This window comes from Streptomyces pratensis (genome assembly GCF_016804005.1).
In the GTDB taxonomy this organism is placed as follows: Bacteria; Actinomycetota; Actinomycetes; order Streptomycetales; family Streptomycetaceae; genus Streptomyces; species Streptomyces pratensis_A.
In genome coordinates, this window is sequence record NZ_CP051486.1 from 1,162,803 (window position 1) to 1,181,730 (window position 18,928).

The following is an 18,928-nucleotide window of genomic DNA, read 5'->3' on the forward strand; positions in this document are numbered from 1 at the left end:
TCCGCGCCACCTGCCCGTACCGTGGGTGACATGGAGATCTTCGGTGTGGACATCGGCGGTTCAGGGATCAAGGGTGCGCCCGTGGACCTGGACCGCGGAGAGCTGGCGCAGGAGCGCCACAAGGTACTGACACCCCACCCGGCCACGCCCAGCAGCGTGGCCGACGGTGTGGCCGAGGTCGTCGGCCATTTCGACTGGCAGGGACCGGTCGGCATCACGTTCCCCGGAGTCGTCACCGGCGGCATCACCAGGACCGCGGCCAACGTGGACAAGGGCTGGATCGACACGGACGCCCGGGCGCTGCTCAGCGAGCGCATCGGGCAGCCCGTCACGATCCTCAACGACGCCGACGCGGCCGGCGTCGCCGAGATGACCTTCGGCGCGGGCCGCGACCGCAAGGGCACGGTGATCATGCTGACCCTCGGTACGGGCATCGGGAGCGCGGTCTTCACCGACGGGCAGCTGGTCCCCAACACCGAGCTCGGCCACCTGGAGCTGCACGGCCACGACGCGGAGAAGCGCGCCTCCACGAAGGCCAAGGAGGACGAGGACCTGAGCTGGCACCACTGGGCGCACCGGGTGCAGAAGTACCTGGTCCACGTGGAGATGCTGTTCTCGCCCGAGCTCTTCATCATCGGAGGCGGGGTCAGCCGCAAGGCGGAGAAGTTCCTGCCGCTCATCGAACACGTACGGGCCGAGATCATCCCGGCCGAACTGCAGAACAACGCGGGCATCGTCGGAGCGGCCATGGCGGCCGCCGGGAAGTAGGAGCTACGCGCGGGGGCGGCGGGCGGCCCGGTCCGCCCGGAGCAGGTGACGCTGCCGCTCCCGCATCTGCCGGATCTTCCGCACGCTGGCGATGAGACCGGCGACGAGCGTGCCCCCGTACAGCCAGCCGGCATGGACGGCGAGCGCGGTCACGACGGCCATCGCCTGTCCGCCGAAGCCGCCCGTGCCCCCGGCGACGGGGATCACGCCGACCGCGAAGGCGATGGGCACGATGATCGGGGCGGTCACCAGGTCGGCGGGCCTCACCCAGAGGGCGGTCAAGGCGCTGACGGGCAGGAAGAGCAGCCCGTACACGATCTCCGAGCCGCCGAGGAGGAGCCGGTCCACGCAGGCCAGGAGGAACATCGTCAGGGCCGCGAAGAGTCCCGCGCCGATACCGGTCAGCCGAGGATTGGGGAATCTGCGCAGGGCCGTCACCACGGGCGGGGCACCGCCCCCCGGGCGGGAACCCTGCCCCGTCGCCGGCGCGACCGCCACCGACACCGGGTAGGCGGCCGGGGCCGTGACCTCGCCGAGGCCACCGGGAGGGGCGGGCTGGGCCTGCGAGGGCTGCCTGCGCTGCGGGGTACGTGTCCTGTGCTGCTCCACCCCGACAACCTAGGTCGCCGGGTGCACTCTTTCGGGCGTTGGACACGCGCTTTGGGTGACCTTGGCGTTGCGTTCGATCCCACACGGCCGAAACAGGACCGTTCGGCCCCGGACGGGCCTCCGCCTCCGCACCCGTGACGGGCCGCCCGGCCCCGCCCGTAAACTGGAGAATCGGTCCACTCCCGGCCCGCCCGGACAGCCCCTCTCCTCACTCCAGGAAGTCGCCAAAGTGTCGCTCACGATCGGAATCGTCGGCCTGCCGAATGTCGGCAAGTCGACCCTGTTCAACGCCCTGACCAAGAACGACGTGCTGGCGGCCAACTACCCGTTCGCCACCATCGAGCCGAACGTCGGCGTCGTGGGCGTCCCCGACCCCCGCCTGAACAAGCTCGCCGAGATCTTCAACTCGCAGAAGCTGCTCCCCGCCACAGTCGACTTCGTCGACATCGCGGGCATCGTCCGTGGCGCGAGCGAGGGCGAGGGCCTCGGCAACAAGTTCCTCGCGAACATCCGCGAATCCGATGCGATCTGCCAGGTCATCCGTGCCTTCAAGGACGAGAACGTCGTCCATGTCGACGGCAAGGTCTCGCCCAAGGACGACATCGAGACGATCAACACCGAGCTGATCCTGGCCGACCTCCAGTCCGTCGAGAAGGCCGTCCCGCGCCTGACGAAGGAGTCCCGCCTCCAGAAGGAGAAGGTCGCGGTCCTGGCCGCCGTCGAGGAGGCCCAGAAGATCCTCGAGGCGGGCGACACGCTCTTCTCCAAGGGCATCACGGCCGGCACCGAGAAGGGCAGGCTCCTCCACGAGCTGCACCTGCTCACCACGAAGCCCTTCCTGTACGTGTTCAACGTCGACGAGGACGAGCTGGTCGACGAGGACTTCAAGGCCGAGCAGCGCACCCTGGTCGCCCCGGCGGAGGCCATCTTCCTCAACGCCAAGATCGAGTCCGAGCTGATCGAGCTCGACGACGACGAGGCCCTCGAGCTGCTCCAGTCCATGGGCCAGGAAGAGCCCGGCCTGGCCACCCTCGGCCGCGTCGGCTTCGACACCCTGGGCCTCCAGACCTACCTCACGGCAGGCCCGAAGGAAGCCCGCGCCTGGACGATCAAGAAGGGCGCCACGGCCCCGGAGGCGGCCGGTGTGATCCACACCGACTTCGAGAAGGGCTTCATCAAGGCGGAGATCGTCTCCTTCGAGGACCTCGTCGAGACCGGCTCGGTGGCCGAGGCCCGCGCCAAGGGCAAGGCGCGCATGGAGGGCAAGGACTACGTGATGCAGGACGGCGACGTGGTGGAGTTCCGCTTCAACGTGTAGTCGTGCGCTTACCGCATGTTAGGTGTTGAGTCGAACGTACACGTCAGAAGGGGGCGGGCTCTGTCGAGCCCGACCCCTTCGTCGTCCCCGTGCTGGATGGGTGCTGGAGGCTCTGACGTGTGGTCAGCGGTGGTCAGGTGTCGTAGACGGTGGACCGGTGGCCCACGTGAACGACCCAGACCACCAGTTCCCCGTTGTCGATCGTGTAGACGATGCGGTAGTCGCCGACCCGTAGGCGCCGGCGATCCGGCTGGGACACGAGTGCGGTGGTGTTGAAGCCGAGCGGATCGCTTTCCAGTTCGGTCAGCTTGGCCAGGATGCGCAGCGCCGTCTCGCGCGGGATCTTCCGAAGCTCATCCTGCGCCTCGGGGCGGAAGACGGTTCGGTACTCACTCACTGCGCGCCAGCGTCTCCCTCATGATGTCCTCGATCGGGATGCCGGGTGCGGGGTTGGCCATGCGCTCGTCGATGATCCGATTGATCTCGCGCTCTTCCCACTCCTGGTACTTGCGCAGTACCTCGATGGAGACGACGGCCGCGACTTCCTTGCCGCGGCGTGTGATCACGGTGGGTACGTCATCGCGGTCGGCGCGCTCCACGACCTCCGCCAAGTGCGCGCGCACGTCGCGGATGGTCTCTATGGGCAGCGGCTGTGTCATGCGCTCAAGCGTACCGAGTGTCCCATGTGTACACAACGGGTGTGGGAGCGGCGGTGGCATCCTTCGTTTCGGCTCCGCGTGCTGGATCCGGATGAACTCGCACCGTGCTGGATCGGTGCTGGATGCGTGCTTCGAAGCCGACGTTTGTGCAGGTCACAGCCCTTTGCTACGCGTTCCGCTTCGACGTGTAGTCGCTGACGTGTGACCAGTGGCTGATCTGGCGAACACGCGGCCAGGGGGTCCGGCTCTTCGGGGTCGGGCCCCTTGTCGTTTCCCGGACTGCCGTCAGGCCAGGGGGACGGCGGCCAGGGCGATGGCGGATCCGCCGAAGACGGCCGTGTTGCGCAGGTAGGTCTGGGCGCGGACCCAGCCGGGAAAAGCGTCCTCGGCCGCCTGGAGGAAGGGTGCGACCTCGACGCGTGCCAGCTCCGGATCGCCCTTGCGGCGGAACGCGGCCTCTACGGACCGCACCGCGGTGAGGTTGCTGTGGACGATGACCGCGTTCATCAGCAGGACCAGTGAGGAGAAGATCCAGGTCAGCGGTTGCGCCAGGTCGGATCCGGTGAAGTTCAGCACCGCGGTGGTGATCATCGTCGCTGCGACGGCCACCGGGGCTGCCATCTCGTGGCCGCCGGCGTCGAACCGGAGCTTGTTCTCCCCCAGGACCTGGGGGCGGACGCCCTGGCGGCGCAGCTCCCCGACAGCTGCGGCCGCGGTCTTCACCTACGTACTCGGCAACGCGGCAGGCGCCGCAGCCGCCTCCTCACTCACGCGGAGGCTCGACGAGAGCCACTCCGGAGCCGAGGAGCAGTTGAACGACGCGATGGCCGAGGCCCGGGAGATCGCCATGCGCCACCCACGCCTGCGCGCCCGCCTGGGGACCTCCGCCGCGAGTGCCTACACCGCCGCACCCGACGACACCTTCGAATTCGGGCTCCAGGCCCTTCTGGACGGCCTGGCGCGGCGTGCCACAGCATGAAATTCCCGACCCCGCCTCAGGGCAGGTCTCGCGGACCGCTGCCGCGCACGGGATGCCGAGCGAGGCACGGGCCCACCCGGACGAGCCCGATTCCTGGCCGCGTCGCACGACCCCTCGGCCCGGGGGCCGGCCCCGCCCGGCAGGCCCACCCGGGCAGGGCCCCTCGTGGCCGGTTCACGGCCGGTTCCGCACGCGGACGATTTGCTGCGGCGCGGCCGTGAGGTCCACGCCTGACATGTCCGACGACCCGCCCGACGAAGGGAACCCCGTGGCCCGGCAGCCCGACGACCGTCCTCAAGCCCTCACGCCCGCACTCGACGCTATGACCCTGCTGGCCGCGGCCGTCATCGTCCACGACAAGCCCGCCGACCGGGTCGTGCTCCTCCAGCGCGGTGAGAACGCCAAGTTCGCCCGGGGCCTTTGGGACCTGCCGGTCGGCAAGAGCGAGCCGGGGGAGCCGATCACGGAAACCGCGGTCCGCGAGCTTCGCGAGGAGACCGGCCTGATCGTGGAGCCGGAGGCCCTCCGGGTCGCCCACATCATCCACGGCTCCTGGGGCGTCGAGGCCCCAAACGGCTTCCTCACGGTCGTCTTCGCCACCCACGAGTGGGCCGGGGAACCGGAGAACCGCGAACCCCGTAAGCACGCGCAGGTCCGCTGGACGGACGTGGACGCCGTCCTCGAGGCCTTCGTCGGTGCCTCGGCCGAGGCGCTCCACCGCTATCTGACCGGCGGTTCCCAGGTGTCCCTTGCCGGGTGGGGGCAGGCCACGCGGAGTTCGGGGTCCTGACGGAACACGCGCGTTTCGTCATCCGTCCGGCGCCGTGCAGGGGGTACGCGCCCCGCCGGGTGCCCCTCAGCCGCCGGCGGACACCCGTGTGCCGAGGAAGTTCAGGAGCGCGTCGTTGAAGGCGGCGGGCTGTTCGGCGCCGGGGAGGTGTCCTGCCTGCTCGACGACCACGAGATCGGCGGACGGGATCAGGCGGTGCATGGCCTGCGCGTCGCTCACCGGGATGTAGAAGTCGTCGGCGCCGACCAGCACGAGGACGGGCACCGAGGCCCCGGCAAGGGTGTCTCGGTAGTCGGGCCGCTCGGCCCGCCCGCGGAGCGCGGCGGCGGCACCCTCCGGGGCGGTGCGGCGCATCATGGCCAGGACGTGCTCGGCGACGTCCGGACGGGCGGTGATGTTGTACCTGGCGATCATCTTGTCGATCACCTCGTCCGCGTAGCCGTCCATGCCTTCAGCCAGGAGCCGGTCGGCGAGGGCGTTGCGGAAGGCCTTGCCCTCCTCCGTCTCGGCCACGGGGGAGGTGTCGGAAAGGATGAGCCCGCACACCCGCTCGGGGTGGGACCGCTGGAACTCCATGGTGATCTGGCCGCCCATCGAGACACCGCCGATGACGGCCTGCTGTACGCCGATCATGTCGAGGAGCGCGGCGATGTCGTCGGCGAAGTCGGAGAACAGGCAGGTCCCCGGCACCACTTCACTGCCGCCGTAGCCCCGGAGGTCCGGTGTCACGACCCGGTACCCGGCTGCCGTGAGTGCCTCGACCTGAGGAGCCCACATGGTGTGGTCGAACGGATGGCCGTGCACGAGCACCACGGGTATGCCGTCCGACGGCCCCTGATCGTCGTAGCGGATGGATATGCCGTTGACCACTGTCCTGATCATGCAGGGCACTGTAGTTGCCCCGGTCACACGGCGCCGGAGATCGCGACTTCGCGCCGAGCCGGCTCAGGTGCCGTGGCCCGTGGGGTGGCCCGATCCCGATCCCGATCCCGATCCGGACGGAAGGCGGGGCGGGCCACTCCTGCGGGTGTCTACTTCTCGGCCGTGACCGTCAGTTCGCTCACCCCTGTCGGCTTCTCCGCGTCCGCGGAGCTGACCGTCAGCCGGACCTGGCGGGCCGTGTCGCCGGAGCGGTACGGACGCCAGGTGTGGCCGTCCAGGGAGGTCTCCAGGGTGTGTGAGGCCGGTGCGACGTCCGTCCACCGGGGCGTGAGCGACGCGATCCGGGTCACGTGGCGCATGGCCACCGTCAGCGTGCCGGTCGCGCCTTCCGGCGACCAGGAGGTCGACGTGCTGCCGTCCACGGCCGCCTCGGCGTAAAGGCCGGGAGCCTCCGAGGTTGCCGTCGCGGGGCGGCAGCGGGCGGCGTCCGGCGTCGGTGTGCGGTCGGGTCGGCGGGTGGGGAGCGTGAGGGCACCGGAGAGGCGGCGCGGGCCCCCCGGGGTGTGGACGGTGAACGGCGCGCCGGCCGTCAGCCGGACCGTGGTCGTCCGGGGGCCGATGGCGACGTCGTACGTACGGCCCCGGTAGCGCAGACCCGTCAGCTCCACTCCCTCGCGGAGCTGCGGAGGCAGGAGCGGGTCGAGGCGTACGCCGTCCTCGCGCAGCCTGAGCCCTGTCAGGCCGTGCGTGAAGACCTGGAGGAAGCCGCCCTTCCCGGTGAGGAAGTCCTCGGCGGGGAAGCCGGAGAGAGGGTCCTGGGCACCGGACTTCTCACCTCGTGCCTCGGAGAAGAGGTTGTAGGGGCCACGGACGAACGGGCGTACGGCGCGCTGGAGGTACGTGTATGTGGCGCAGCCGGGCTCCCCGATCGCGGCGGCGTCGATCGCGTGCACCGAGTCGGTCATCGCCGGGCCGTCCGGGTCGGTGCGGGCGGCGTAGTAGTCGAGGGTCGCCGCGGCGGCTCCTTCCGCCATCGGCCACTCCAGCGGGTAGACGAGCAGCACCGTGTCGGCCTGCTTGATGGTCGAGCCGTTGTAGCCGGCGTACTGGAGGAACAGCTTCCGCTCGGCGTCGTACGGGATGCGGAGTCCGTCGGCGACCCGTGTCCACCCGGAGGGTGCCGGGTGGCCGAGCAGAGCGGCCGCACGGGTGGCGTTGCGCAGGGCGGTGGCTGCGACGGCGTTGGTGAAGACTCCGTCCGTGACCCCGTTGCTGTACTCGTCGGGGCCCGCGACGTTCTCCACCGACCAGCTGCCGTCGGCGTTGGCCGTGGCGCGCGACTGCCAGAAGTCGGCGATGCCCTTCAGCAGCGGCCAGCCCCGGTCGGCCAGCCAGGTGCGGTCACCGGAGGCCAGGTAGTACTGCCACACGGCGAGCGACACATCGCCCTGGAGGTGGTTCTGGGTGAGGCAGTGCGGCGGGTCCCAGCTCTGGCACTCGGAGTCCAGGCGCCCCTTGCTCGCACTCGTCCAGGGGTAGAACAGCCCCGCGTGGCCCAGCTCCTCGGCGTTCGCGCGGGCCCCGTCCCGGGTGCGGTAGCGGTACTCGACGACGGAGCGGGCCAGTTCGGGGCGGGTGGCGAGCAGACCCGGATACATCCAGGTCTCGGCGTCCCAGAACACCATGCCCGCGTAGTTGTCGCTGGTGAGCCCGGCCGGAGCGATGCTGTCCGAGGAGCCGGGCCGGGTGTTGGCGAGCAGCCCGTACTGGGCTGCCCGCAGCCAGGCCTGGAGGTCCGGACTGCCCGGCGTCCTGACGTCGGACGCCCAGGCCTCGCGCCAGGCCGTCGCGTTGTCGGCGAGGACCCCGGACCAGCCGCGCCGGGCCGCACGGTCCGCCGCCGCGCCGGCGGAGGCACGCGGTGTGCCGGAGGTGAGGGAGGTGTCGACGCCGACGTACTTCGCGAAGGTGTACGAGCGGCCGGCCTCCACCGTGACCGTGCGGGCGCCGGCGGTGCCCCGCTGGGCGATCGCCCCTTCCGTGCCCGTGCCGAGCGTGCGGAACGTGCCGTCGCGGGCGACCGTGACCCGGCGGGCGCCGCGCTCGTCCAGCCGGCCCGTCACCGTCGCGGTGCCGCTCCAGTGCGGGGTCATCCTCAGGCGTACGGCGCCGGTGTGCACGTCGGAACGGTCGGTCAGCACCTCGTAGGTCAGGTCGGTCGCGCGGCCGTCGGCGGTGGTCCACCGCAGGGACGTGACCACGACGCCGCAGCGCAGGTGGAGGGTCTGGCGGTAGCGCGAGATCCGGCCGGCGGGGGTGGCGGAGCCGTACGTCTCGGAGCCCACGCGCACGTCGAGCGTGGTCCAGGAAGGCAGTGCTGCGATCACCTCGCGGCCCTCGGCGAGGTTCTCGTCGCGGGAGTACAGCCCCGAGACGAAAGCACCGTCGTACCGTGGTGTGTAGAGGGGCCAGCCCGTCTTCCCGCCCGTGGCGGCGTATCCGGCGCCGGTGGCGGGCACGCGGTGTCCCAGGTAGCCGTTGCCGACGTAGGGGTCGTACCCCCCGGCCTCGCCGAAGGCGGTGGACGTCGGCGCCCACGAGGCGTCGGCGGTCGTGCCCACCCTCCCGCACACGGGGGCCGGAGCGGGCCCGGCGGCGTGGGAGAGCGGTGGCAGGGGGGCGATCATCGTGCCCGCGATCAGGGGCGCGAGGAGAGAGATGCGCTTGAGGCTCACCGTACGAAGGTAGGGAAGGCGACGCCGCCGGTGCGGTACCGGCGCGCGGGACGAGCGGGCCGGCCCCACGGCCGGAGGCAGGGAGAGCGGCATGTCGTATCCGGAACCCGTCTACACGGCAGGCGCGGGCGAGATCAACGCGCGGTACCGGCCGGCCGGCACCAGCCCGGACTTCCTGCCACTCAGCGGTGGCAGCACCCACTACCTGGCCACGTCGGATTCGACGCACGGCGAGTTCGGGCTGTACCGCATCAACATGGGCCCCAGGGCGGGTGGCCCGGCCGAGCATTTCCACCGGTCGATCTCGGAGTCGTTCTTCGTACTCGACGGGACGGTGCGGATCTACGACGGCGAGCGCTGGACCGACGCCACGGCGGGCGACTTCCTGTACGTGCCCCAGGGCGGCCTGCACGCGTTCCGCAACGACTCCGACGAACCGGCGTCGATGCTGCTGCTCTTCACGCCGGGGGCGCCCCGGGAGGAGTACTTCGAGAAGGTGGGGCAGGTCTCCGACTGGCCGGAGAAGGAGCGGGCGGAGTTCTTCATCAAGCACGACACGTACTGGACGGACTGAGAGCGTCCGGGTTCCGTCCCAGGGTCACCCGCCCCCGTCCAGGACAACCGTCCGGGGCCCTGGCCGACCTCCGGCGGGAACCGCGCGGACATCCCGTCCCGCGCGGTTCCCGCCGGCCGTCCGGCGTCTCCTCCGCCCGGTCGACCGGGGTGTCCCGCGTCTCCGCAGTTCCCCGTCGACCGCGGTGTCTACCGCCCTCGCAGTCCCCGGTCGACCGCGGTCATCAGCTCGCCGTCGTCCGTGTCGCCGTCCAGCGACCAGAACATCGCGCCGCCGAGACCTCGGTCGCGGATGTACGAGGTCTTGGCCCGCAGCACCTGTGGGTCGTCGTACGTCCACAGGGTCGTGCCGTCGAACAGCCACGCGTGGCCGTTCCTGACGTCCCGGTGCACTCTGTACTTCCCGGAATCGGCAAGCTTCTTGAGGGCCTTGTAGTCCTCGTAACCGGCGGCCCAGGTGGCGGGCGCGGGTGCCGTGGCCGGCTGGCCGAGCCCGTCGCCGCCGCCGGTGACACCGGTCCAGCCCTGCCCGTAGAACGGCATGCCCATCACCAGTTTGCGGGCCGGGGCACCGCGCCTGATCCAGTCACGCACCGTCTGGTCGACGCTGAAGTCGCCCTTGGCGTGAAGCGCGGACTGCTGGGCGGTCGCCGCCTCGCCGGAGACGTGGAAGTCGTAGCCCTGGAGGTTGACGAAGTCGAAGTCCCGCATGATCCGGGGCACGTCGAAGCCGGCGTCGATCTTGGCGGGCGCGGTGGGGACGAAGGCGGACAGCTCGTAGTGCTTCGGCTTCGCCTTCCCCTTCCGGCTGCTCTTCGAGTGGGCGTCGAGCTGTGTACGGAACTCATGCACCAGGGCTGTGAAGTTCCGCTTGTCCTCCGGGCGGTAGACCGTGTCCGTGTCACCCGCGGAGCCGGGCCACTCCCAGTCGAGGTCGATGCCGTCGAACAGGCCGGCCGCGGCACCCTCGCCCCCGCGTGCGCCGTCGACGGGCAGGTTGCCCTTGATGTACAGGTCGATGCAGGACGAGACGAGCGCCTTGCGTGAGGCGGCGGTGCGGGCGGCGTCCGAGAAGTGGGTGGACCAGCTCCAGCCGCCCAGGGAGATCATCACCTTGAGCCCGGGGTGCGCGGCCTTGAGCTCGCGCAGCTGGTTGAAGTTGCCCGCGAGGGGCTGCGTACCGGTGTCGGCGACGCCGTCGACCGATCCGGCGGCGTCCAGCGGACGGGCGTAGTCGGCCCAGGCGTCGGCCTCGCCGGGCACGTTGCCCGTGAAGCAGCGGCCCTCGGCGCTGACGTTGCCGAAGGCGTAGTTGATGTGGGTGAGCTTGGCCGCGGTGCCGCTGGTGTCCAGGTCCTTCACCTGGAAGTCGCGCCCGTAGACGCCCCATTGGGTGAAGTAGCCGACGGTCCGGTACGCGCGGTCGTGGTGCCCGGCGCCGCGGTCGTGGCCGGTTCCTCCGGCCGTGGCGGCGGGGGCCAGGCCGGCCAGCAGGGTCAGGGCGCAGGCGGCTGTGGTCAGTCCGGTCAGGGTTCTTCGGCGCATGGGGCTCTTCCTGTGCGTGGTCCGGGATGGATCCGGTGCGGATTCCGGGGTGTTCCGGGTGCCGGCGGAGCGGCGGGAGCCGTGCTGTGCACAGGAAGGTATTGGTCTGGACCAAAAAGGGTCAAGGGGGAGGGCGGGCCTGGTGCACACCTGGGTCAGGTATGCGCTGGTGGGCGAGGAATCATCACTTCGAGTGAAACTCTGGCCCGTGCTTGCGGTACTCAACCCACGGTTGCCACGCTGTTGCTGTCTGTCAACCTGTTGGGAGTGGCCTGTGCCTTTCGGTGAGCAGCCCGCCTATCTGCGCGTGGCGAGCGATCTCAGGGAGAAGATCGTCAACGGCGCGCTGCCGCCTCATACCCGCCTGCCGTCGCAAGCCAGGATCCGTGAGGAGTACGGGGTCTCGGACACCGTGGCGCTGGAGGCCCGCAAGGTGCTGATGGCCGAAGGGCTCGTGGAGGGGCGCTCGGGCTCGGGCACGTATGTGCGCGCACGTCCGGTCCCGCGCCGGATCGCACGCTCCGGCTACCGGCCGGGGACGGGGATCGACCCGTTCCGTCAGGAGCAGACGGCGGAAGGGGTGCGGGGGACCTGGGAATCCCGCAGCGAGCAGGAGGGTGCGAGCGCCGAGGTCGCCGAGCGGCTCGGGATCGAGCCGGGCGACCGGGTGATGCGCACGAGGTACGTCTTCCGGGAGGCGGGTGAGCCGATGATGCTGTCCACCTCCTGGGAGCCCCTGGCCGTCACCGGGCGTACGCCGGTGATGCTGCCGGAGGAGGGCCCGCTCGGCGGCTGCGGCGTCGTCGACCGCATGGCGGCGATCGACATCGTCGTGGACAACGTGGCCGAGGAGGTCGGCGCGCGCCCGGGGCTGGCGGAGGAGCTCCTGGCGCTCGGCGGCGTGCCGGGTCATGTGGTGATGGTGATCGGGCGGACGTACTACGCGTCGGGGCGGGCGGTGGAGACGGCCGACGTGGTCGTCCCCGCGGACCGCTACCGGATTGCCTACCATCTCCCGGTCAAATGACCGCCAGGGCGGCAGTGGTGACAGGTGGGGCGGCTGTGGTGACAGGTGGGGCGGCTGTGGTGACCGCTGGGAGCGACAGTGCGTCCGCCCTCCGTGACGCGGAGTTAACAATCCCGCGTCGCGCGTAACCGGCGGGCAATCGACCGCAGCCCCAACTTGTCATGTCCAAGTCCTAACTTCCGTTCGTCACCGCACACCGGACCGACGGACGGGAAGTCACCGATGACGGACATCGCAACGCCGACGACGGGCGAGGTGCCGCAACAGGAGCCGCAGGAGGGCCCCCGGGCACCACGGCGCAGCTACGCCAAGCTCGCGGCCGACGAGAGCCGCGAGGACTACTCGCTGCGCTACGCGCCCCACTCCTTCCGGCGCTGGTCACCCTCGATGGTCGCGGGGACGGCGCTCGGCGGCATCGCGTATCTGGCCGACTTCGCGATCGGCGCGTCGATCGTCTTCACCTACGGATTCACCAGCGGGCTCGCCTCGATCCTGGCCGCGGCGGCGATCATCTTCATCACCGGCATCCCGATCGCCCGGGCGTGTGCGAAATACGGCCTGGACATGGACCTGGTCACCCGCGGGGCGGGATTCGGATACTTCGGGTCGACTCTGACCTCGCTGATCTACGCGTCCTTCACCTTCATCTTCTTCGCCCTCGAAGGCTCGATCATGGCGCAGGCCATGCACCAGGCCGTCGGGCTGCCTGTCGAGGCCGGTTACCTCGTCACCACGCTGATCGTCATTCCGATCGTGTTCCGGGGCATGGGCGCACTGGCCAAGGTGCAGGCCTGGACCCAGCCGGTCTGGATCATCGGCATGGTGCTCCCCTTCATCGTGCTGGCCGTCGAAGCCCCCGGTTCCTGGGGGGCGTTCAGCTCCTTCACGGGTACGGAGGGGGCGGAGCCGGGCTTCTCCTGGATCGCCTTCGGGCTCGGCACCGGAGTCGCGCTCTCGCTCATCGCCCAGATCGGTGAACAGGCCGACTACCTGCGGTTCATGCCCGCCAGGACCGAGGCCAACAAGCGGCGGTGGAATCTCGCCGTCCTGGCCGCGGGCCCGGGCTGGGTCATCATCGGGGCGGCGAAGCAGCTCGGCGGCGCCTTCCTCGCCTTCGTCGCGCTCGAAGCGGTCGGCAAGACGCACGCGCTGGAGCCGATCGCACCCCAGATCGAGGCCCTGAAGCCGTGGCTCGGCTCGTTCGCGCTCCCGGCCGCGGCCCTCTTCGTGATCGTCTCCCAGATCAAGATCAATGTGACCAACGCCTACAGCGGCTCGCTGTCCTGGTCGAACTTCTTCTCCCGGATCACGCACAAGCACCCCGGCCGGGTCTGGTACATCTTCCTCAACCTCGCCATCGCGCTGACGCTGATGGAGATGAACATGTTCGCGGCCCTGAACAAGCTGCTGGGCTTCTACTCCAACGTGGGCATCGCCTGGATCACCGCCGTCGCGGCCGACCTGGTGATCAATAAGCGGATCGGGCTGAGCCCGCGGTACATCGAGTTCAAACGCGCCTACCTCCACGCCGTGAACCCGGCCGGCTTCGGGGCGATGGTGATCGCGTCGACCGTCTCGATCCTGGCTTTCTTCGGTCTGTTCGGCAGGCACGCCGAGGCCTTCTCCACCTTCATCGCGGCCGGACTGTCGCTGGTCCTGTGCCCGTTGATCGCCTGGCTGACGAAGGGCAAGTACTACCTGGCCCGGCCGAACCCGGTGAACGGCCCCGACGTCGAGATCGCCGACATCACCGCCACCCACACCTGCGCGGTGTGTGAAACCGCCTACGAACTGCCGGACATCGCGGACTGTCCGGTCCGGTCGGGACCGATCTGTTCGCTGTGCTGCTCGCTGGACGCGGAATGCGGAGACGCCTGCCGCAAGGAACCCGGAGCCGGCCCGGTGCTGATGCCGATGCCGGTCGTCAGGACACCGGCCGGCTGAGCCGCAGAGGGGCGCGTTCGGGAGAGTGCGCCCTAATTGGTATGGCCGGATGCGTGTCTCTTTGTGTAAACACGCATCCGCTGAGTGAAGGTCAGGCGTACGCTCGGGCATATGCGCACTGCGGTTTCCTGGGGATCCTTAGAGACGTGCACGTCGGTGGGGAGAGGGGCGGGATGCTGGGGAGGAACGTCATGACGGACAGCGGCGCCGTGCTCCCCTGGCTGGTGATCAGACAGGACGACAACGGCAACAGGTACCGCGTCGGGCGTTATGCGACGCAGGACGAGGCACAGAAGATCGCTGACGGCCTGGACCGTCATGGGCACAAACAGCTCTACTGGGTGGAACGAACGAGCCGGAGCGCACGCCCGTAGGGGCCGTCGCCCGGAGCGGCCCCGGACGGCGGCTCCGGCCCCGGACGGCAACGGCTACGCTCCGGCGCATGAATGATTCCGTCGTGGTGGCCGGGGCCGTCTGTGACGGCGGGCGGCTCCTGGCCGCCCGCCGCAGCGCTCCGCCGGAACTGGCCGGGCGCTGGGAGCTGCCCGGCGGCAAGCTTGAGCCCGGGGAGAGTGGTGAGCAGGCGCTCGTGCGCGAGCTCCGGGAGGAGCTCGGCGTCGAGGCGGAGCCGCTCGAGCGCATCCCGGGCGAATGGCCGCTGAAGCCCGGTTACGTACTCCAGGTGTGGACGGTCCGGCTGCTGTCGGGCGAACCCAGTCCGCTGGAGGACCACGACGAGCTGCGCTGGCTCGCCCCGGAGGAGACCGGCACCGTCGACTGGCTGGACCAGGACCGCCCGGCCGTGGCCGAAGTCGTACGCCGACTGCGGGAAGCCTCGCGCGCCTGAACGGTACGGGCCGCGAGCCGTCGCGGTGACCGGGCGGCGCCCCGCTCCCCGCGTCCCGGGCGGCGCGCCGCTTCGCGGTGACCGGGCGACGCGCCGCTTCCCGGGCGGTGCCCCGCTTCGCGGTGACCGGGCGGCGCATCGCTCCCCGTGTCCCGGGCTCATCGTGTGATCTGCACCCGTACGCGGCATTGGTGACTGTCTGCGATATGGCGCATCGATTATCGGGTATGTGCCGAATAGGCACCTTGTGTGGGGTGCGCCCCCGATGCCGGCCCTGGGAAGTGATCGGCGTGACCGATACCGAAGGCGATCGTGCCGAGTGGAGCTTTCCGGCGGTGCCGGGCTCCGTGCGCAGCGCCAGGCACGCGGTCCGCGACGCGTTGCACGACTGGGGGTTCGACGCGGCGGTGGGTGACGTCGCCGTGCTGCTCGTCAGCGAGCTGGTGACGAATTCCCTGCGCCACGCCTCGGGTCCCATCGGCGTCCGGCTCGTGCGTCCGCATCCCGACGGTGACCGGCCCGGGGGGAGTTCCGAGAGGCGTGGCCTGCTGGTGGAGGTCTCCGATCCGGTTCCGGATCCGCCCACCGAACGTACTGCCGGACCCGAGGACGAGGGCGGTCGCGGACTGCAGCTCGTGGCTTGTTCCGCACGCAGCTGGGGGACCCGCCGCGGAAATGGCGGCAAGACCGTGTGGTTCGAGCTCGCTCTGCCTGGTTAGGAGTGGGGAGGGACGCACAGCGATCACCGGAGGTCGGGCAGAACCTGGCTGAAAGGGACTGAGACCGTGCTGTGATCGTGAACGCCGTGTCGGTGAGGCCCGTAGTGCTGAATACTGCGGGCAGGACCGGTCCGGTGTGTGAGCTGGAGGGGACGGTCGCGTGAGCGAGATACCTGGGACGGCGGGCGACGTCATGTGGCAGAGCAGCCCGCCCGGCTCGATCTATGACTACATCAGGGTCGCATCGTTCTCGATCGGGCCGGACGGCCTGATCGAGCAGTGGAGCCGGCGGGCCGCCGGTCTCTTCGGCATGGCCTCCGAAGAGGTGGTGGGCAGGGACCCGGTGGAGGCGTTCATGCCCACCGAGCTGCGCCCGGACGCCCACAGGCGGGTCGGCGAGATCCTGGACGGCAAGGAGTGGACGGGCGTCGTCCCGTTCCGGATTCCCGGCGAGAACTCGGTGCGCGGGCTTGCCGAGATCTACGTCATGCCGAGTGAGACGGAGAGTGGTGAGCGCGCCGCGCTCTGCATCGTCGTCGACGTCAGAGCACTTCGGCGCATCGAGACCGACCTCGCTGCCTCGCAGGCGATTTTCGGCCAATCTCCCTTCGGTTTCGTCCTCTTCGGTACCGACTTCACCGTCGTGCGGGCCAACAGGCGGTTCGCCACCGTCTTCGGGGGCGAGGCCGACGACCACCGGGGCCGCACGGTGGACGACTACCTGGCACGCCCGGAGGCCGACCGGCTCTCCATGACGCTCAAGCGTGTCCTGGAGACCGGTGACGCCGTCACCGACCTCCAGCTCGTCGGCACCCCGCCCGGGGCCGTGGGCCGACGCCACTGGTCCATGAACCTCTACCGGGTGCACAGCGGCTCCGGGCGCCCCGTCGGTATCGCCGGGCTCGCCACCGACGTCACGCAACGGCACATCGCCGCCCGTGAGGCGGCCAGCGCCCGCCGCAACCTCGCCCTGCTCAACGAGGCCAGCGCGCGCATCGGCAACTCCCTCGACCTGGAGACCACGGCCCGGGAACTGCTCGACGTCGCAGTGCCCGGCTTCTGCGACCTGGCCGCCGTCGACCTGTTCCAAGGACTGCTCACCGGCGAGGAGTCCTCACCCGCCGGCTGGGCCAGGCAGCACCAGGAATCCGGCACGGGCACGGCGGAACTGCGCCGGGTCGCGCACGCCAGCGCCGTGTCCGACGCGCTCCCGGGAGTCCTCACCGGCACCGGCGGGGGAGGCGGCACGGAGTCCCACGGGGACACCGGTCCGCCCGCGCTGGGCTCGGTGCACCGCTACCCGTTCCACTCGCCCTGCGCCGTCGCCCTGCGCACCGGCCGTGCCGAGGACGTGCCCGGCGACGAACGCGGTTTCGTCCATTCCACCCTCGCCGTGCCGATGGTCGCGCACGACATCGTCGTCGGCCTCGTCCAGTTCTCCCGCACGAAGGGCAGCGAACCCTTCGGTGAGCGGGACCGGGCGCTGGCCACCGAGCTCGCTGCCCGCGCCGCGGTCTGTATCGACAACGCCCGCCTCTACCGCCGGGAGCACGAGCGGGCTCTCATCCTCCAGCGCAGCCTGCTCCCACCCGGCGATCCCGAGGCGGCCGGCCTGGACATCGCCTGCCGCTATCTCCCGGGCAACACGGCCACCGAGGTCGGCGGGGACTGGTTCGACGTGATCGAGCTGCCCGGCCACCGCACCGCCCTGGTCGTCGGCGACGTGATGGGCCGTGGACTGCGGGCCGCCGTCGCCATGGGCGAACTGCGCACCGCCGTGCGCACGCTGGCACTCCTGGACCTGGAACCCGCCGAGGTCCTGTCCGCCCTTGACGAGGTCGCCCGGGGCCTCGGCACCCCGGGAGGCGGCGAACGGAGCGAGGGCTTCGGCGCGGGCGGTGGCGCCCAGTGGCCCTCGCGGGCTGCCCACAAGTCCCGTGAGGCCGACCTCTCCGAGGTGTACCTGGCGACCTGCGTGTACGCGGTGTACGACCCGGTCACCAGGCGGTGCACCTTCGCCAACGCGGGCCACCTCCCTCCGGTCGTGGCCGAGCCGGGCGAACCCGCCCTGCTGCTCGACGTACCGCCGGGCATGCCGCTCGGTGTCGGCGGCGAACCCTTCGAGGAGGTCGAGGTGGAGCTCAAGGAGGGTTCCCTCCTCGCCCTCTACACCGACGGGCTCGTCGAGTCCCGCGACCACCCGCTCGACGAAGGGCTCGAAGCCTTCCGGGCGGCCCTCATGGAGCCGTCACAGCCGCTCGAGGACGTCTGTGACCACGTGCTGACGTCGCTCGACACCCGGCACGGCGAGGACGACATCGCGCTGCTGATGGCCCGCATCCAAGGCCTCGCGCCGGACGCGGTGGGCGACTGGCGGCTTCCGCGTGAGCTCCGTTCGGTCGCCCGCGCCCGTGAGCTGGCCCGCACACAGCTCACCGCCTGGGACCTGGACGACCTGGTGGACACCACCGAACTGCTCGTCAGCGAGCTGGTCACCAACGCCCTGCGCTACGGCGAGGGCGAGATACGGCTCAGGCTCCTCCGCGACCGTACGCTCGTCTGCGAGGTGTGGGACGCGGGCCTCGTCCAGCCGCGGCGCAGGCGCGCACGCGACACCGACGAGGGCGGACGCGGACTGCAACTGGTCGGGCTGCTGAGCGCGGCCTGGGGTTCGCGGCGCACCCCGCGCGGCAAGACCGTGTGGTTCGAGCTGGCGCTGCCGCACGGAGAGCCGGCCGCCGAGCTCTCCGTGGAACAGCTGCTGAGCATGTACTGACAGGGCGTACGCCCCGAGGCGGCGCCAAGGTTCACGCGGCGGACTTCAGGGCGGCGAGCCGCGCCTCGATCTCCGCGCTGTCCCCGAGGCTGTCCAGCTGCTCGAACTGGGCGTCCAGGGACGACGCGGCGAGTTCCTGCTTGCCCACCGCCTTCGCCTCCTCGCGCCGCACCTTGTCCTCGAAGCGGCCGAGCTCGCTCGTCGGGTCCATCACGTCGATGCTCTTGACGGCGTCCATCATCCGGTTCTGAGCCTGCGCCGACGCGGCGCGCGCGACCAGTTCGTCGCGCTTGGACTTCAGCTGGGTCAGCTTGTTCTTCATCTGGTCCAGGCCCGACTTCAGCTTGTCCACCACGACCGTCTGCGAGGCGATCGTCGGTTCGGCCGTCTTCGCCTCCTGCTCGGACTGGAGCTGCCGCCCCAGCGCCACCTTGGCGAGGTTGTCGAACTTGTCGGCGTCGACACCCGACCCCGCGGCCCGGAGCTCGTCGGCCTTCCTGCTCGCGGCGAGCGCCTTCTGACCCCATTCCCTGGCCGCGTCGACGTCCTCCCTGTGGTCCTCCTCCAGCAGTCGGAGGTTGCCGATGGTGGCCGCCACCGCCTGCTCGGCCTCCGCGATGTTGTTCGTGTAGTCGCGGATCAGCTGATCCAGCATCTTCTGCGGATCCTCCGCCTGGTCGATCAGGGCGTTGATGTTGGCCCGTGCCAGCTGGGTGACGCGGCCGAGAACGGTCTGCTTGGTCATGGCATCTCTCCT

At 70.4% G+C, this 18,928-nt stretch carries 19 protein-coding genes; 11 read left to right on the forward strand and 8 right to left on the reverse strand.

Annotated features, from left to right (window positions below):
- Positions 1–30 precede the first annotated feature (30 nt).
- The gene (gene ppgK, locus HED23_RS05230; RefSeq protein ID WP_203182251.1) at positions 31–768 is read left to right on the forward strand and encodes a polyphosphate--glucose phosphotransferase; all 738 of its coding nucleotides are present in this window, start codon (positions 31–33) and stop codon (positions 766–768) included.
- Between the two features lie 3 nt (positions 769–771).
- Here ppgK and HED23_RS05235 read toward each other — a convergent pair whose 3' ends face one another.
- On the reverse strand, positions 772–1,377 hold the full coding sequence (locus tag HED23_RS05235; protein ID WP_203182252.1) for a DUF6542 domain-containing protein: 606 nt from the start codon (positions 1,375–1,377) through the stop codon (positions 772–774).
- 229 nt (positions 1,378–1,606) lie between these two features.
- Here HED23_RS05235 and ychF point away from each other — a divergent pair, with 229 nt between their 5' ends.
- Positions 1,607–2,695, forward strand: coding sequence for a redox-regulated ATPase YchF (gene ychF, locus HED23_RS05240; protein WP_203182253.1), 1,089 nt, complete (start codon positions 1,607–1,609; stop codon positions 2,693–2,695).
- A gap of 133 nt (positions 2,696–2,828) precedes the next feature.
- Here the strand turns inward: ychF and HED23_RS05245 are convergent, their stop codons facing one another.
- The 3 genes from HED23_RS05245 to HED23_RS34920 form a co-directional block, all read right to left on the reverse strand.
- The gene (locus HED23_RS05245) at positions 2,829–3,092 is read right to left on the reverse strand and encodes a type II toxin-antitoxin system RelE family toxin (RefSeq protein WP_203182254.1); all 264 of its coding nucleotides are present in this window, start codon (positions 3,090–3,092) and stop codon (positions 2,829–2,831) included.
- Positions 3,085–3,354: a type II toxin-antitoxin system Phd/YefM family antitoxin gene (locus tag HED23_RS05250; protein ID WP_203182255.1), complete on the reverse strand. Its 270-nt coding sequence runs from the start codon at positions 3,352–3,354 to the stop codon at positions 3,085–3,087. Before HED23_RS05250 ends, HED23_RS05245 begins: the two co-directional genes overlap by 8 nt.
- Before the next feature lie 285 nt (positions 3,355–3,639).
- Complete coding sequence (locus HED23_RS34920; RefSeq protein WP_238441847.1) at positions 3,640–4,077, reverse strand: hypothetical protein; 438 nt, start codon at positions 4,075–4,077, stop codon at positions 3,640–3,642.
- On the opposite strand from HED23_RS34920, the gene HED23_RS05260 reads away from it, so the two are divergent.
- Complete coding sequence (locus tag HED23_RS05260) at positions 4,004–4,333, forward strand: TetR/AcrR family transcriptional regulator C-terminal domain-containing protein (protein WP_238441848.1); 330 nt, start codon at positions 4,004–4,006, stop codon at positions 4,331–4,333. The genes HED23_RS34920 and HED23_RS05260 overlap by 74 nt on opposite strands.
- A 235-nt stretch (positions 4,334–4,568) precedes the next feature.
- Entirely contained in the window at positions 4,569–5,123 is a 555-nt protein-coding gene (locus tag HED23_RS05265; RefSeq protein ID WP_203182258.1) for an NUDIX domain-containing protein, read from the forward strand.
- A 66-nt stretch (positions 5,124–5,189) separates the two neighbouring features.
- On the opposite strand, the gene HED23_RS05270 is transcribed toward HED23_RS05265, so the two are convergent.
- Positions 5,190–6,005 (reverse strand): alpha/beta fold hydrolase, encoded by an 816-nt coding sequence (locus HED23_RS05270; protein ID WP_203182259.1) that lies wholly within the window; start codon positions 6,003–6,005, stop codon positions 5,190–5,192.
- Between the two features lie 149 nt (positions 6,006–6,154).
- Positions 6,155–8,740, reverse strand: a complete 2,586-nt coding sequence (locus HED23_RS05275) for a glycosyl hydrolase family 65 protein (protein ID WP_203182260.1) — start codon at positions 8,738–8,740, stop codon at positions 6,155–6,157.
- Between the two features lie 91 nt (positions 8,741–8,831).
- On the opposite strand from HED23_RS05275, the gene HED23_RS05280 reads away from it, so the two are divergent.
- The gene (locus HED23_RS05280) at positions 8,832–9,314 is read left to right on the forward strand and encodes a cupin domain-containing protein (RefSeq protein ID WP_203182261.1); all 483 of its coding nucleotides are present in this window, start codon (positions 8,832–8,834) and stop codon (positions 9,312–9,314) included.
- 188 nt (positions 9,315–9,502) lie between these two features.
- On the opposite strand, the gene HED23_RS05285 is transcribed toward HED23_RS05280, so the two are convergent.
- Positions 9,503–10,858 carry a glycoside hydrolase family 18 protein gene (locus tag HED23_RS05285; RefSeq protein ID WP_203182262.1) on the reverse strand — a complete coding sequence of 452 codons (1,356 nt, stop codon included), beginning with the start codon at positions 10,856–10,858 and terminating at the stop codon, positions 9,503–9,505.
- 274 nt (positions 10,859–11,132) lie between these two features.
- On the opposite strand from HED23_RS05285, the gene HED23_RS05290 reads away from it, so the two are divergent.
- The 6 genes from HED23_RS05290 (at position 11,133) to HED23_RS05315 (ending at position 18,171) form a co-directional block, all read left to right on the forward strand.
- Positions 11,133–11,885, forward strand: a complete 753-nt coding sequence (locus tag HED23_RS05290) for a GntR family transcriptional regulator (protein ID WP_203182263.1) — start codon at positions 11,133–11,135, stop codon at positions 11,883–11,885.
- Between the two features lie 222 nt (positions 11,886–12,107).
- Complete coding sequence (locus HED23_RS05295; protein WP_203182264.1) at positions 12,108–13,829, forward strand: purine-cytosine permease family protein; 1,722 nt, start codon at positions 12,108–12,110, stop codon at positions 13,827–13,829.
- Between the two features lie 191 nt (positions 13,830–14,020).
- Positions 14,021–14,203 carry a hypothetical protein gene (locus HED23_RS05300; protein ID WP_033298025.1) on the forward strand — a complete coding sequence of 61 codons (183 nt, stop codon included), beginning with the start codon at positions 14,021–14,023 and terminating at the stop codon, positions 14,201–14,203.
- A 68-nt stretch (positions 14,204–14,271) separates the two neighbouring features.
- The gene (locus tag HED23_RS05305; RefSeq protein WP_203182265.1) at positions 14,272–14,676 is read left to right on the forward strand and encodes a (deoxy)nucleoside triphosphate pyrophosphohydrolase; all 405 of its coding nucleotides are present in this window, start codon (positions 14,272–14,274) and stop codon (positions 14,674–14,676) included.
- A gap of 281 nt (positions 14,677–14,957) precedes the next feature.
- Positions 14,958–15,395, forward strand: a complete 438-nt coding sequence (locus HED23_RS05310) for an ATP-binding protein (RefSeq protein WP_203187367.1) — start codon at positions 14,958–14,960, stop codon at positions 15,393–15,395.
- Positions 15,396–15,588: 193 nt separating this feature from the next.
- Complete coding sequence (locus tag HED23_RS05315) at positions 15,589–18,171, forward strand: SpoIIE family protein phosphatase (RefSeq protein WP_203187368.1); 2,583 nt, start codon at positions 15,589–15,591, stop codon at positions 18,169–18,171.
- 31 nt (positions 18,172–18,202) lie between these two features.
- Here HED23_RS05315 and HED23_RS05320 read toward each other — a convergent pair whose 3' ends face one another.
- Entirely contained in the window at positions 18,203–18,916 is a 714-nt protein-coding gene (locus HED23_RS05320; RefSeq protein WP_203182266.1) for a PspA/IM30 family protein, read from the reverse strand.
- Between the last annotated feature and the right edge of the window lie 12 nt (positions 18,917–18,928).